The organism is Litoreibacter ascidiaceicola (assembly GCF_900129235.1).
Taxonomy (GTDB): Bacteria; Pseudomonadota; Alphaproteobacteria; order Rhodobacterales; family Rhodobacteraceae; genus Litoreibacter; species Litoreibacter ascidiaceicola.
Genome location: NZ_FQUV01000008.1, coordinates 1 through 13,396, shown reverse-complemented (window position 1 = coordinate 13,396; position 13,396 = coordinate 1). Strand labels below are relative to the sequence as shown.

The 13,396-nt window shown below is 54.3% G+C and carries 12 protein-coding genes; 6 read left to right on the top strand and 6 right to left on the bottom strand.

The genetic code is table 11. The features are described from left to right. Positions 1 to 31 precede the first annotated feature (31 nt). Positions 32 to 448, bottom strand: a complete 417-nt coding sequence (locus tag BUB72_RS15305; protein ID WP_139250698.1) for a hypothetical protein — start codon at positions 446 to 448, stop codon at positions 32 to 34. A 160-nt stretch (positions 449 to 608) separates the two neighbouring features. Between BUB72_RS15305 and BUB72_RS15300 the strand changes: the two genes are divergently transcribed. Genes BUB72_RS15300 through BUB72_RS15290 form a run of 3 tightly spaced genes read left to right on the top strand, consistent with a single transcriptional unit; the run spans position 609 to position 2,428 of the window. Then, positions 609 to 905, top strand: coding sequence for a hypothetical protein (locus BUB72_RS15300; RefSeq protein WP_073145533.1), 297 nt, complete (start codon positions 609 to 611; stop codon positions 903 to 905). Positions 906 to 939: 34 nt separating this feature from the next. Then, on the top strand, positions 940 to 1,578 hold the full coding sequence (locus BUB72_RS15295; RefSeq protein WP_425435177.1) for a winged helix-turn-helix domain-containing protein: 639 nt from the start codon (positions 940 to 942) through the stop codon (positions 1,576 to 1,578). Between the two features lie 55 nt (positions 1,579 to 1,633). Next, positions 1,634 to 2,428 (top strand): inositol monophosphatase family protein, encoded by a 795-nt coding sequence (locus BUB72_RS15290; protein WP_073145531.1) that lies wholly within the window; start codon positions 1,634 to 1,636, stop codon positions 2,426 to 2,428. Here BUB72_RS15290 and BUB72_RS15285 read toward each other — a convergent pair. The 4 genes from BUB72_RS15285 to BUB72_RS15270 form a co-directional block, all read right to left on the bottom strand. After that, a complete protein-coding gene (locus BUB72_RS15285) occupies positions 2,425 to 3,489 on the bottom strand; it encodes an ABC transporter ATP-binding protein (protein ID WP_073145528.1) in 1,065 nt (354 codons plus the stop codon). The genes BUB72_RS15290 and BUB72_RS15285 overlap by 4 nt on opposite strands. A 9-nt stretch (positions 3,490 to 3,498) precedes the next feature. After that, positions 3,499 to 5,715 (bottom strand): ABC transporter permease, encoded by a 2,217-nt coding sequence (locus tag BUB72_RS15280; protein WP_073145526.1) that lies wholly within the window; start codon positions 5,713 to 5,715, stop codon positions 3,499 to 3,501. 3 nt (positions 5,716 to 5,718) lie between these two features. Continuing rightward, the gene (locus tag BUB72_RS15275) at positions 5,719 to 6,744 is read right to left on the bottom strand and encodes an ABC transporter substrate-binding protein (RefSeq protein WP_073145524.1); all 1,026 of its coding nucleotides are present in this window, start codon (positions 6,742 to 6,744) and stop codon (positions 5,719 to 5,721) included. 155 nt (positions 6,745 to 6,899) lie between these two features. Next, the gene (locus tag BUB72_RS15270) at positions 6,900 to 8,549 is read right to left on the bottom strand and encodes a Na/Pi cotransporter family protein (RefSeq protein ID WP_073145522.1); all 1,650 of its coding nucleotides are present in this window, start codon (positions 8,547 to 8,549) and stop codon (positions 6,900 to 6,902) included. 198 nt (positions 8,550 to 8,747) lie between these two features. Here BUB72_RS15270 and BUB72_RS15265 point away from each other — a divergent pair, with 198 nt between their 5' ends. The 3 genes from BUB72_RS15265 to phnC all read left to right on the top strand — a co-directional run bounded on the left by BUB72_RS15265 (position 8,748) and on the right by phnC (position 11,444). Next, positions 8,748 to 9,545 (top strand): DeoR/GlpR family DNA-binding transcription regulator, encoded by a 798-nt coding sequence (locus BUB72_RS15265; RefSeq protein WP_073145824.1) that lies wholly within the window; start codon positions 8,748 to 8,750, stop codon positions 9,543 to 9,545. 58 nt (positions 9,546 to 9,603) lie between these two features. Beyond that, the gene (phnD, locus tag BUB72_RS15260; RefSeq protein WP_073145520.1) at positions 9,604 to 10,581 is read left to right on the top strand and encodes a phosphate/phosphite/phosphonate ABC transporter substrate-binding protein; all 978 of its coding nucleotides are present in this window, start codon (positions 9,604 to 9,606) and stop codon (positions 10,579 to 10,581) included. Positions 10,582 to 10,646: 65 nt separating this feature from the next. Next, positions 10,647 to 11,444: a phosphonate ABC transporter ATP-binding protein gene (gene phnC / locus BUB72_RS15255; protein ID WP_073145518.1), complete on the top strand. Its 798-nt coding sequence runs from the start codon at positions 10,647 to 10,649 to the stop codon at positions 11,442 to 11,444. Between the two features lie 112 nt (positions 11,445 to 11,556). On the opposite strand, the gene BUB72_RS18885 is transcribed toward phnC, so the two are convergent. Then, the coding region (locus BUB72_RS18885; protein WP_175549181.1) for an nSTAND3 domain-containing NTPase at positions 11,557 to 13,396 on the bottom strand (1,840 nt) is incomplete at its 5' end.

The window sequence follows — 13,396 nt, the reverse complement described above, 5'->3', positions numbered from 1 at the left end:
TCCGCCCTTCCTGCTCGATTATCTGAGTTGATTATGCCTTCCAGCCATTCTTGCGCAGGCAATTCGGCGTGTAGAACTGACTTACACCGTTCCGCGTTTCGACCTTCCGCTTGCAGTTTCGTGGTAAAGCGTGGCGGGCGTTGTTCTTCATGCAACGGGCACCATAGACGTCGCGCTTACCGCGATGGGTCCATTGTTCACGTAAGCACCGACGCGGGGCAACCTTCTTGACATGGCGCGGGCGGTTCGGCTTCACTTGGCGTGGGCGATGCTGGTTTTGCGTGACGACTTGACGGTCATCTTTCTTTGCAGCGTTTGCCAGAATTCCAAGCAGCGCCAAGCCGGCTATGATTTTGACAACATCTTCATCTGCCCTAGCGGGCGCGGGCGTCATGGCGCTAAATCCAAGTGAGAGGCTTAGGAGAGCAGCAATAAATTGGCGAGTCATGGTCTTTCCTTTCATAGGGCCCGTGTTGGCAGGCTTTTGATGGATTGACCTTGGCCGCTGATCGCAGCGTCGTTCAATGACAGCGCGCAGTTATTGGATAACGCGCCTAAAAACACGGCTTGATATTGTATAACGGGACGGCGCGGATCATGGTCATCTCATGAAACACCGCATTCTCATACCTGCTCTCGCCCTTGGATTGTCCGCCCTCGCATTCCCAGCCAATGCTGCGTGCTATGCTGACTACAAGGCCAAGAAGGATAACCCGCTGAAGCTGCACTATGGCGTGATGAAGCTGCCAAACTCGGCCTGCAACTCGCCCAATGCAGCTGCAAGCGCTATCGCACCACGCTTGGCGGCAGCTGGCTGGACCTTACTTAATATTGTGTCACTGTTTGACGAAGGTGGCTTGAACGGGAGGAAAGCGAATGCCGGACCATATTTCCTCCGCTTCTAAGGCCCCTTCACCAACTCAAGTTATTGTCATCGGAATGGCTGTAATTGTCGGCATTCTGGTTGTCGCTGCACTCGTGCTGTTTCTGAACTTGCCTGATGCCAACGCCTTCAACATTCGGGTCGAACGCATCTTCATCGAAAATGATGCTCTGACCCAAGGTGGCGAGATCCGGCTTTTGGAAATTCTTGCGCAATCAGGAACTGCTTTTTCCGACACGCTGGCCTCCTATCGCTTCATCATTTTCGTGCTGCTTGTCTTCGCGACCGCGTTGCTTATCGCTGCATTGGTGTCGATTGTTTTCCTCGTCACCCTCGCGCGCCGAATGGCCGAAATCGAGAAGAGCGGAATTCAAGTCAGTTCACTGATCGTAAGCCGCGACGAACGAATTGTGCAGATCAATGACATGGAGTTCAAACTTACCGAAGCCGCATTGGAAACGCTTTCTGTCTTGGCAGAAGCACGCCTTGATGACGACATTCTGTCCGGATTGGAAATCGAGTCGATGATTTCAGGTAAACCTGAAGTTGATTGCGACGAGGCCTCTGGCGCGACACGCATCAAGCGGCTGCGTGACCACTTGGGCAACCAGATGATGAGCGAGTTGTTGATAAAGAACATCGCGCGCAAAGGCTACGTTCTGGCTGTCGAGCCCGGTGCAATCAAAATGATCTGACCAACGGCGGTTGTTGCCCTTTACCGCTCCGGGAAAGTCGCTAGGCTCTCGCATTATGGACCCTGCATCCCGACTCGACACTTTAACTGCGATTTGCCTCGAAGCGGGGCAGCTTGCTTTGCACTATTTCAAGAACCAAGACGAACTTGTAATTGACCATAAGGGCCATCAGGACTTCGTGAGCCAAGCCGATCGCGAGGTCGAAGCACTGACACGCAGCCTGCTGGAAGACGCCTTTCCCGATGATACCATCGTAGGGGAAGAAGACGCGCCAAAGCCGGGAACATCAGGCTTCACCTGGGTGATAGACCCAATTGATGGAACGACCAACTTTATCAACGGGATTCCGGCTTGGACAGTTGTCGTTGCGGGTGTGAGTAACGGCAAAACGCAGATTGGCGTCATTCACGACCCTTGCAATTCCGAAACCTACGCTGCCAAAGCCGGGAATGGGACAACCCTCAATGGCAAGCCAATCCTGATAAACGACCAACGCAAACTCTCGGAAGGGACTGTGGGCGTAGGGTATTCGAACCGTGTTGACGGCAGCGGCATCGTGCGATTGGTTGCGGGCTTGGTTGAAGAAGGCGCGATGTTCCACCGCAATGCCTCCGGTGCTTTGTCATTGGCTTACGTCGCTGCGGGGCGGTTGCTTGGCTATTCCGAAGAGCACATGAACGCGTGGGATTGTTTGGCTGGTCAACTTCTCGTCGCGGAAGCAGGCGGGCAAGTTGAAATGCAAGACGCGGATGCGATGATCGCCGATGGTGGACGTGTCGTCGTCGGGACTCCCGTCGTATTTGATCGGCTCCTTGAGATTTCCGAGAAGGCGTTTGCGACCGAGGTCTAACCTTCGGGCAGCAATACCGGCCCCTTTTCCGCAAATCCGACAGTCACTTCGGTTCCAACTTCCAGCGGCGTATCGACATCATCTTGCACAGCAAACATTGATCCGAATGCGGCCTCAAGCGTGTATTCCATTCGCACACCGACATAGGTGGCTTTGGCAACCTTCGCGTGAAATCCGTCCTTGGCCCCGATAACCAAACGTGACGGGCGGACCGCCATTGTGGCAGGCCCAACAGGAATACCACGCGATGGCAGGTCGTAGCGGTAGTCTTCGATGGCAATGGTCGCCTGCTCTCCAGCCACGACCTCAATACTGCAGGGCAGCAGGTTTGCCTCGCCAATGAAGTCCGCGACGAAGCGATCCACCGGCGCGTCGTAAAGCTGGCGCGGCGTGCCAATCTGGGCAATCGCTGCGTTGCGCATGACGACGATTTCGTCCGACACGGCCAATGCCTCCTCCTGATCGTGGGTCACGTAGACCACCGTTAACCCAAGGTCTTTCTGAATGGCGCGGATATCCTCACGCACCTGCCGCCGCAGCTTGGCGTCAAGGTTGGAAAGTGGTTCGTCAAACAACAGAACCTGAGGCTCCAGCACCAAGGCACGGGCGACAGCGACGCGCTGCTGCTGACCACCCGACAACTCGCTTGGCAACCGGGTGTCGAAGCCCTTGAGGCCGACCAGATCAAGGCCCACCAAGGCCCGCTCCCGCGTTTCGGCTTTCGTGAAGCCCGAGAACGAGAGACCATAGGACACGTTTTCCAGCACCGACATATGCGGGAACAGCGCGTAGGACTGGAACACCATCGACACGTCGCGGTCTGTTGCGGGCAAGGTAGTTACGTCAGCATCCCCAATGAGGATGTGGCCAGACGTTGCCATCTCCAACCCCGCGATCATGCGCAGTGTCGTGGTCTTGCCACAGCCTGATGGCCCCAAAAGAGTGACCAGCTTGCCAGCCTCAATATCCAGGTTCACGTCGTCCACAGCCAAGACATCGCGGCCATAGATTTTGCTGACGTTCTGGAAGCTGACTGGCGCCGCCTTGGAGCTAATTTTCATAATGGTCCCTCAGACATTGGTGCGCGACTGGCTCATGCGCCGCCCGATTTCGGTTCGCCCGACAATAAGCTGCATGACACCCACGACCGACAGCATCACGAAGATCAGCGTGGTGGAATAGGCGATGGCAAGGCCGTAGTCGTTATTCTCGACACGCCCGATGATGTAGCTGGTCGCCATGTCATATTCTGCCGAAACCAAGAAGATCACCGCTGAAATCGCCGTCATAGCGCGGACAAAACTGTAGACAAGTGCGGCCAAAATTGCAGGGCGTAGCAACGGCAGGATCACCTTTCGGAAGGTCTGCCAACTATTCGCTCCAAGGGTTAGGGATGACTCATCCAGTGACTTGTCGAGTTGCGACATCGACGCAATGCCCGCGCGGACACCAACGGGCATGTTTCGGAAGATGAAACTGATGATCAGGATCAACCCTGTTCCCGTGATCTCTATCGGCGGCACGTTGAAGGCCAGAATATAACTGACGCCAATGACCGTTCCGGGAATGGCAAAGCTGAGCATGGTGCCAAATTCAAACGCGTTCTTACCTGCGAAGGTTTGTCGGGTCAGCAGGTAAGCCGTGATCAGGCCAACCACGGCCGTGAGCGGAGCCGCCGCTGCAGCGATATAAATCGTCGTCCAGAAGCTATCCCACGCGGCCCCTGTCCAGCGGATGCCGCTGTCTTCGATGCGGACAGAGAAAGCGGTGACATAATGCTTGAAGGTCAGTGTGTTGTTGACGCCCCATAGCTCGACCATGCTGCCGTAAAGGATCATGCCGTAGATTACGATTGTGAACAGGCCCCATGCGCCAGCAATAACAAAGACCGGAATCGCCAATCCGTTTGGCATCATTGGGTGAACGCCAGCATCCCCCTTGCCCGATACTGTCGTGTAGCTTTTCTTACCCAGCCACGCGCGTTGCGCGTAGAATGCCGAAAGCGTGAAGAACAGCAGCACCATAGCCAGAACAGCCGCGCGGCCTTGGTCATATTGCGCACCTACAATGGCGAAAAAAATCTCTGTCGACAGCACGTCGAAGTTGCCGCCGAGGACGAGCGGGTTGCCGAAATCGGCCATGCTCTCAATAAATCCTAACAGGAAAGCATTCGCGAGGCCGGGCCGCATCAACGGAAGCGACACTGTGCGGAACGTCTGCCACTTGTTGGCGCGCAGCGTTTGCGCTGCTTCTTCCATTGACGGCGAGACGCCCTCAACCACGCCGATCAACACGAGGAAGGCGATGGGCGTGAACGCCAAAACCTGCGCGATAAGAACGCCCGGCAGGCCATAAAGCCATCTGGTGGGTTGGACGCCGAACAGGTCGGATGTGAATTGCGTGACCGCCCCCGATAACCCGAACAGCAGGATCAACGCCAAGCCGATGACGAAAGGTGGTGTGATGATGGGAAGCACAGTCAGCGCCCTGAGCGCACGCTTGAATCGAAACCCGGACCGCGTGACGACGAGTGCGAAGACAAGGCCAAGAACCGTTGTCAGCAAACCAACGAGGACGGCAAGGAACAGCGAATTCCACGCTACGCCACACCGGCCACCGCTTAGGCAGCCAAGCCCCCAAAGCCGGTCGTCGAAAAATTTAGCTGCGAAAACGCCAACGGAATAACTCCCCTCTTCTGTGATGAAAGCAGCTAACAACATCTTGGCAATCGGGAAGAATACGAATGTCGTTACGATGACGATCACGCCCCCAATGGCGCTAACGACAAATACATCGCCGTTAATCGCCCCGCGTGCGGCTATGCCTTGGGTGAAGATAAACAGGAATGCCGAAGCAACGATCATCGCACCAAGCCCCATGCCGAACTGGCGGTCGCCTAACTCTCCGAACAACGCTTTGAGCCAATCAAAGTTGAACCCGCGAATGCCAATTCCGAAGCCTTGGGCCGTCAACCAACCGAAGCCGAGTGCACCCGTCAGGATAAGGATTTTTGCGTAAAGCGGATCACTCTTCGGGCGGCCTAACGCGGCAAGCGACAATGCAAGCGGTAACAATAATGGAGCGAGCCACAGCTTCTCTCCCTGTGCGATAAGGAAGGCCGCCGGTGCGTAGTCCTCGTCGAACGGATAGCCGTCTATCAGCCATTCGAATGAAAGGATTCCGTCTTCGACCCCATACCAAGGCAGAAGCAGAAACCCGACCCACCCGGCCACAATCCAAAAGATCAGGGCCGGGTGGGTGGTCTTAGTGTTTGTAGAATTGCGCAAGATTTAATGCGGAAGGGTTGAGACTTCTTCATCCCATTTTTGCAACAGACGCTTGCGCTCTGCCGACGATCCGTAGGTTTTGAAGTCGTAATCAATCAGCTTGATCGATGACATGTCGGGTGCAGATGGCGATGCTTCCGCCCCCGTGTTCGACGACACCTGAAACGCATTTACTTCCAGCGCAAGGTTTTGTGCGTCGGTTGAAAGCGCCCAGTCATAGAACTTCTTGGCCTCGTCCATGTTGCGCGCGCCTTTAATGATCGACATGGAGCCAATCTCGTAGCCAGTGCCTTCGCACGGGGCCACAACCTTTACGGGAAAGCCAGCGACTGCCTGCTTCACAGCGTCATGCATGAACACGATGCCAATGGTGTTCTCGCCACGACCCGCAGCTTTGATCGGGGCAGAACCGGACTTGGTGTATTGGTTCACGTTGGAGTGCAGGCCCTTCATGAAATCAAAGCCTTCATCCTCACCAAACAGCTGCACCATAGTGGCAAGCGTCGTGTACGCGGTGCCGGAGGAGTTCGGATTCGCCATTTGCACATGCCCTTTGTATTCGGGCTTCAGCAGGTCTTTCCAGCAGGCAGGCTCCGGCAGGTTGTTCGCCGCGAGAAGATCGGTGTTGTAACCGTACCCCAAAGCGCCGGAATAGATGCCGATCGTTTTGTCCCCAGCACTCGTTGCTTGGGAAATCGCCCAGTCGTGCAGCTCGCCACGCATTGGTGTGACATATGGCTCAGTCAGGTCTTCCTCAGCGGCTTGCAGGTGCGGATCACCAGTGCCGCCCCACCAGACGTCACCCTTGGGGTTGGACGATTCTGCTTTGATTTGGGCGAAAGTTTCACCAGAGGATTTGCGGGTCATATTGACGTCGATGCCTGTCGCATCTTCAAAACTACGCGCCATGAGCTGGCACCAGTCTTCTTGCGCAGAGCAATATAGCGTCAGCTTTTCCGCTTGCGCGGCCGTTACACTTGCAGCCATTGCAATAAGTGATGGGATCAGCAGTCTTTTAATATTATTCATGTTTTCCTCCCTAGGATTTACTTGATATTATTCTTGGTCATTTTCGTTGGCAGCAACATTCTCGACGATACGCTTTTTTCACGATGTTCATGATCGGCTAGTACAGCATGTCCTCTAACTCGGCCCCGTCAACTTTTTTCGGCTGCTTACTTTAGTCAATCGCCTCCTTCAGTGCTTGCAAGACGGCTGGACAGCAGCCCTCCAGTCGCCTCGACGATGGGGTATGCCGTGAAGGTGAACGCGGTGTTCACCTGCTTCAAAGCGCGGATAGTTTCTTGATGCAGATTGCTGGTTTCGAGGCTCGCAACATTGCCTTTGCGAAGGCGGTCAAGATGGTGGGCCTGAAGCCGCTGTTCGACATCACGCATGCGGTCTTTTTCTTCAACAAGCTGGATTGCAGCCTCCGCATCTCCGGTCATCAGCACATTCAAACCAAGCTGGACGTTAGACAAAACCTGATCGTGGAAATCACACAAATCGCGCCATCCGTCGTCCGAAAAAGATAGCCCCTCCGCATGCAGGCGTTGAGCGTAGTCGGTTAAATTCGAGGACACCTGATCACCTGCGTCTTCCAGATGGTTAGATATCGTCGCGATGTCCATCGCACGTCTGGCCTGTCTGCCGGACAGAACGCCCTCCTGAAGATGCGCGATGTACAGCTTCACCTCGAAATGCATCCGGTCAACTTCGTCTTCGCTATCAAGAATGGCGCGGTAGGTATCGTCATCCCAGTCGCGGAACAGTCCCAATACCGGGGTTAACATGGCGTGTACCTGCTCTCCCATCTCCAGAACTTCCCGCATTGCGCTTGCGAGTGCACGATCTGGATCAGTCAGTGCCGTATCTAGGGCGCTAATCCGGCGCGGTTTTGATAGGGCGATATCAGGGAGAATTGTGCTTGCCACACGCAGCATCGGGTTGATCAACATCAACCCCAACAGCAGCACCACGAGGTTAAAGACGAGATGTAGGTTGATCGATTGGACGGCGGCAGTCGCACCAAGCAGGCTAAGCTGGTTTTGCCACTGCACCAAAATCAGTAGCGCCAGCAACGCACCACCCCCACGGATCAGCAAATTGGCGAACATGACCCGCCTTGCGGAGCGTGCTCCGGAAAGTGTCAGCAATACCGGTATTGTAGCACCGCCAAGATTGGCTCCAAGAACGATTGCGGCGGCGGCAGGCGCTTGAAGGACGCCCTCGGATGCCATCGCGACGACCGCAAGGACCGTTGCCACACTTGAATGGGTAACCCACGCCAACACCGCACCCAGCAAGAAAGAGGTGACAAGATCAGTCGACAGATAGGAGAAGATGAGCGCCGTTATTTCGCTATCCTGCAAGGGAGCAGTCGCGGTGCGGATCATGGAGAGTGACGTCAACACAAGCGCAATGCCAATAATGATGCGCCCTGTCTGCTTAATGCGACGTGCACGGCCTTTCAGAAAAAGCCCCACGCCAACGACCAATAGAAGTGGCACCAATACTGCGATTGGCGTCAGCAGAATTCGCGCGACGATTGACGAACCGAGATCCGCACCAAGTATAACAGCGAGGCTGCTTGCTGCAGGAAGCGTTCCAGCCGACACGAAACCAGCGACTAACATCGCGACCGCAGTCGAACTCTGCATGGCAATAGCAGCGACCACGCCGCTTCCAGCTGCTGTAGATTTCTTCTGAGATGCCCGCCGCACCCCCGTACGAAGGGGGCCGGAGAATCCTCGTTCAATCCCGGTGCGCACCAGCCGCACAGACCAGAGCAGAAGCGCAATCGCGCCCGCAAGATTTCCAATTATCTGGATCACCTAGTTCATCCGATCCGAGTGTTTTCTCGCACACCGGCGGATAACCATTGTCACCACGCCGGACCGTCTTACAGCCGTCATTGGCATGATCCGAGCACCGAAATCTGCCTTATGCAACATTTTTTCTTGCATATAGTTGGGAAACTCCACACTTTTGCACTCAAGTTGGGGATTCTTGCTCAAAATCTGAAAGTGCGCATGTCAGTTGACGTTGACCTTGAAACACGACCAAAGCTGCGCAAGCAGGAACGACGCAAGCAGATCCTGTTCGAACTTCGACTGCGTCCACATGTCCGTATTTCCGAACTTGCTGGTCGCTTTCGCGTATCCACCGAAACCATTCGGCGTGATCTTGAGAAGTTAAGCGCTGACGGTCTTTTGGATCGCGCGCATGGCGGGGCACTGGCCTTAACGTCCGGCCACTACCCGACATTTGACGAGCGGGCGACGGCCCGTGTCGCAGAACGTGAGCGGATCGGTCGCAGGGCCGCAAATCTGGTACAACCCGGCGAAACACTTATGGTTGATTCCGGCTCAACGACCCTGCAGCTTGCACGGTTTCTTGCGTTTGACGGCACGCCTTGCACCGTCATTACCAACAGCTTTCCGGTGGCGATGGCCCTTGGTCAAAGCGAGGCGACCAAAGTCATCATTTGCCCCGGTGACTATCTCGCGTCCGAATCCGCGGTGATCGGAACCGATGCGATCGAGTTTCTAGAACGCCACTGTGTTGATAGATGCTTGATCGGCGCTTCGGCACTTTCCGAAAGAGGCCCGTCGGAAGCGATACGGGGATTTGCGGCCATCAAGCGCATTATGCTGCGCCAAAGTGCAGTATCCCACCTTCTGATTGACGGTGAGAAATTTGGCCGCAAGAGTCTGGCGAAGGTGGGCAGCCTATCCGACGTGTCATCCATAATATCCGATCAGGCACCCGCAGAAGATCTGGCCAAGTCACTCGATCGAGCCAATGTTGAGGTGATTGTAGCACGCTAGCTTACCAACATCTGCCCTGAAGAAGCAGGTGTAATTGAAAACCAAGGGAGGAAAAAACATGAGTAAACTGAAAAAACTACTGGCTACGACCGGTGCAATTGCCGCTATGTCGATCGCCGCTAGCGGGGCTTGGGCACAAGACTGTCCGCGTGGCGATCTGGATGCTCGCTATTGCGACCGTGATGGCGATCTGGTCGCCGATACACCTGATGACGCGTCTGAGTTAGTCGACCCCGATACGCTGATCTTTGCGTATACGCCAGTTGAAGATCCGGCCGTGTACAAAGCTGCTTGGGCTGACTTTCTGGATCACTTAAAGGAAAAGACCGGTAAAGACATCGTCTTTTTCCCGGTGCAATCAAACGCAGCCCAAATCGAAGCCATGCGCTCCGGCCGTTTGCATATTGCAGGCTTTAACACAGGTTCCAACCCGCTGGCGGTAAACTGCGCGGGCTTTAACCCGTTCACAATCATGGCGGCCGACGATGGCGGCTTCGGTTATGAGATGGAGATCATCACCTATCCCGGCTCTGGTATCGAAGACGTCGCGGATATCAAAGGTAAGCAGTTGGCCTTCACTTCGCCCACCTCAAATTCGGGTTTCAAGGCACCAAGCGCTATTCTGAAAGCCGACTATGACATGCTGCCAGAGCGAGATTTTGAGCCGGTCTTTTCCGGCAAGCATGATAACTCGATCCTCGGCGTAGCAAATAAAGACTATTTGGCCGCTTCTGTCGCCAACACAGTGATTACGCGCATGGTCGCGCGTGATGTGATCAAAGCTGACCAGATCGTGTCGCTTTACAAGTCAGAGACCTTCCCAACCACAGGTTTTGGTACCGCGCACAACCTGACGCCTGAGTTGAAAGCCAGCATTCGCGATGCCTTCTTTTCGTTCGAATGGGCCGGCACTTCGCTTGAGGCCGAGTTTGGCAAAGGTGGTGAGTCGCAGTTCATTGAAATGAACTACAAAGACTTCTGGAACGTGATCCGCAAAATCGACGCGGCAAACGACGTCAGTTATACTTGCCAATAGGCCAACCCTAATTGGCGGCGCTCATTTGGGCGCCGCCGAACTGACTACGTCAACTGAGGCTGGACATGCTGAAACTCAAAAAGCTCGTGAAAACTTATCCCACGGGCGATCAGGCTTTGAAGTCGATCGATCTCGAAATGCCTGAAGGGCAAGTGCTGGCGCTGATCGGCCCCTCCGGAGCGGGAAAATCAACCCTGATCCGCTGCATAAACCGGCTGGTTGAGCCGACATCTGGAGAGGTCTGGCTAGACGAAACCGAACTTACACACTTGAAATCTTCGGGCCTGCGCCGCGCGCGGCGCGAAATGGGAATGATCTTTCAAGAATATGCATTGGTCGAACGCCTGACCGTGATGGAAAACGTCCTCTCCGGCAGGCTCGGCTATGTCGGCTTCTGGCGCAGCCTTACTCGCCACTATCCACAATCAGATGTAGATGAGGCCTTCCGCCTCCTGGATCGCGTGGGACTGCTAGCCATGGCCGATAAGCGCGCCGACGAATTGTCCGGTGGTCAACGGCAACGCGTCGGCATCTGTCGTGCACTTATTCAGAATCCGAAACTGCTACTTGTCGACGAGCCAACGGCATCACTTGACCCGAAAACAAGCCGCCAGATAATGCGCCTGATTTGCGAGCTGTGCTCTGAGCGCGGCCTCGCGGCGATCATCAACATCCATGACGTCGCCTTAGCGCAGATGTTCGTTCAGCGTGTCGTCGGACTTCGTTTCGGCGCGATGGAATTCGACGGCCCACCAGAGGCCCTGACACCAGATGTTCTGACAACGATCTATGGCGAAGAAGACTGGGAAGCGACGATCAAGAAGGTCGACGACGACGGCAACGAAATCGAGGCCGCCGAATGAGCACGGAACTAGAAGCAATCCTTGGCAAAACATGGCGCCGACCACCCTTTGTCACAAACCCGATGCTGCGTTGGGGACTATTGAGCGCGTTCTGCGCCTACATGGTCGCCGCCTACATGACGATCGAGATCAACTGGTCCCGCGTATACGAGGGATTGGATCGCGGTGGACAATTCATCCTAGCCTTCATGACCCCCGATTTCGTCTCTCGGGCTTCGGATATCTGGAGCGGTTTGCTGGAAAGCATCATCATGTCGGAAAACTCTGTATCGGCGTGACTGCTTCGCCCACGAGAGTTTGGTTGGTAGTCACCATAGTCTGACACTTCAATTTCACTGATTTTCTCAAGCACCACGTTTTTAGCGGCTTCGGCACTGCGACCGGTGTGCCGTGCAATGAACTCCAGCATCTCGATATGTTCATTCAGTTCACTTTCGGAAGAAAGGTCAGAGATTGTTTCTGAAACCTCATCAAACTCATAGTCGATCGCGGAGTTTATCGCGTCTTCGATGGGTTCGAGATCAGTAGCTTCATCAAGGTATTCGTCTATGGCGTCTTTCACGGCGACTAATTCGTCCATCGGAATGCCAGCTTCGATTGCACTCACTAGCGCGGACTCTACCGAAGCAAGCAAGACCGCCTTGCTATCCACATCATCATCGACAAAGTTGGAAATCCTCCAGTGAAGTTCTGGTAAATCTCTGGAATCACGTGACGCTTCGAACCCAAGAGCCTCGCTCTTCAAGGCTGAGATCGCGGCATCGAGAAAGCGAGAGTCGTCGGATTGCTCAAACAGATCAAGCAGAAGAGATCCTCGTTCAGCGATAGAAAGGTCATCGAGTTTGCGGTACCAATAATGGTGCTGTTCCGACTTCACCTTCGCGAAGTTGGGGATTTGGTCCAGTTTGTTCGCAAACTCTAAGAATGCTAGCGCCAGAGCTTTCAGTTTATCGGGATCGGTCTGGAACGTGTGTTTTAAGTGGCTCCATAGATTCTGGGCCCATTCGGCTCGTACGCAAAGGGTCGGGAGCAGGCCCAAAAAATCTCCATCAGATAAATGTTCCTTTAGAAAGTCGCGGACTGATGGATTCACAAACCGCACCTGCTGACCGGATATGGCAACAAAGCCAGACTCGAGTGATTTGAGAGCTTCTTCGAAGTCCTCTGGTTTTGACGGCTGTGAATAGTGTTCGCAAATCTTGTTATGTATTGCGTTGAAGTTTTTCCGCAGAACCCCAATAGGTTGGTGATACTGATTGCCAAAGTAGAGAGCCACAAGCAGGTTTTGGCAGCGCATGCTGAGACTGCGGTATGCCTTGGCCCAGATCAGCGCAGGATTTTCGAGGATCTTGAAGGCAAATGTGGGATAAGCGGTTTCGTCCAAGTCTTCAGGACACTCTGCAGCTATATGCGCAATTAGGCGCGGATTGTAGTTTCGGTGATCAACTATCTTCTTCAGCCAATCACCCTGAAGCAGAGCTTCTATGTGGCCACCAGTCAGATCTGATGCGGCAAGATGGTTGAACAAGATGCGCGCTTTGATTGAGCGGGTATATTGCCCAACATCTAGCAGAAATTTTGAAAGCTGGAAGCGACCTTCATCCATATGATCTGAAAGTCTTCGTGCTTCCTCAAAGATGTGTGCACGCGTGGTCAGAATGAAACGCGCGTTTTTGGAAGCTCTAACGCGCTTCACAAATCTCGCCAATTGCCCATCCCGTTGAACGAGTGCTTGGCGATCAAGCTCAATCTGACCGAGGAAGTCGTCAAAAAAGAAGATGGTTCGCTTTTCCTCATCGAGTTTGGCAAAGCCATCATCGAGCGATTTTATCGCGCAGAATTGCCAATCGTCATTGAGCTGACATTTCCCAAGTGATGCCTGTTCTGACGGATTTTGATGGATTTTGTGGTCATTTTCAAGACTGACGGTCGGATCAGCTGCGCGAGTGGCC

Bases quoted from the DNA above. Each gene is read 5' to 3' on its own strand.
- BUB72_RS15300 (WP_073145533.1), top strand. From the start codon at position 609: ATGAAACACCGCATTCTCATACCTGCTCTCGCCCTTGGATTGTCCGCC.
- BUB72_RS15275 (WP_073145524.1), bottom strand. From the start codon at position 6,744: ATGAATAATATTAAAAGACTGCTGATCCCATCACTTATTGCAATGGCT.
- BUB72_RS15305 (WP_139250698.1), bottom strand. From the start codon at position 448: ATGACTCGCCAATTTATTGCTGCTCTCCTAAGCCTCTCACTTGGATTT.
- BUB72_RS15265 (WP_073145824.1), top strand. From the start codon at position 8,748: ATGTCAGTTGACGTTGACCTTGAAACACGACCAAAGCTGCGCAAGCAG.
- phnD (WP_073145520.1), top strand. From the start codon at position 9,604: ATGAGTAAACTGAAAAAACTACTGGCTACGACCGGTGCAATTGCCGCT.
- BUB72_RS15295 (WP_425435177.1), top strand. From the start codon at position 940: ATGGCTGTAATTGTCGGCATTCTGGTTGTCGCTGCACTCGTGCTGTTT.
- BUB72_RS15285 (WP_073145528.1), bottom strand. From the start codon at position 3,489: ATGAAAATTAGCTCCAAGGCGGCGCCAGTCAGCTTCCAGAACGTCAGC.
- phnC (WP_073145518.1), top strand. From the start codon at position 10,647: ATGCTGAAACTCAAAAAGCTCGTGAAAACTTATCCCACGGGCGATCAG.
- BUB72_RS15290 (WP_073145531.1), top strand. From the start codon at position 1,634: ATGGACCCTGCATCCCGACTCGACACTTTAACTGCGATTTGCCTCGAA.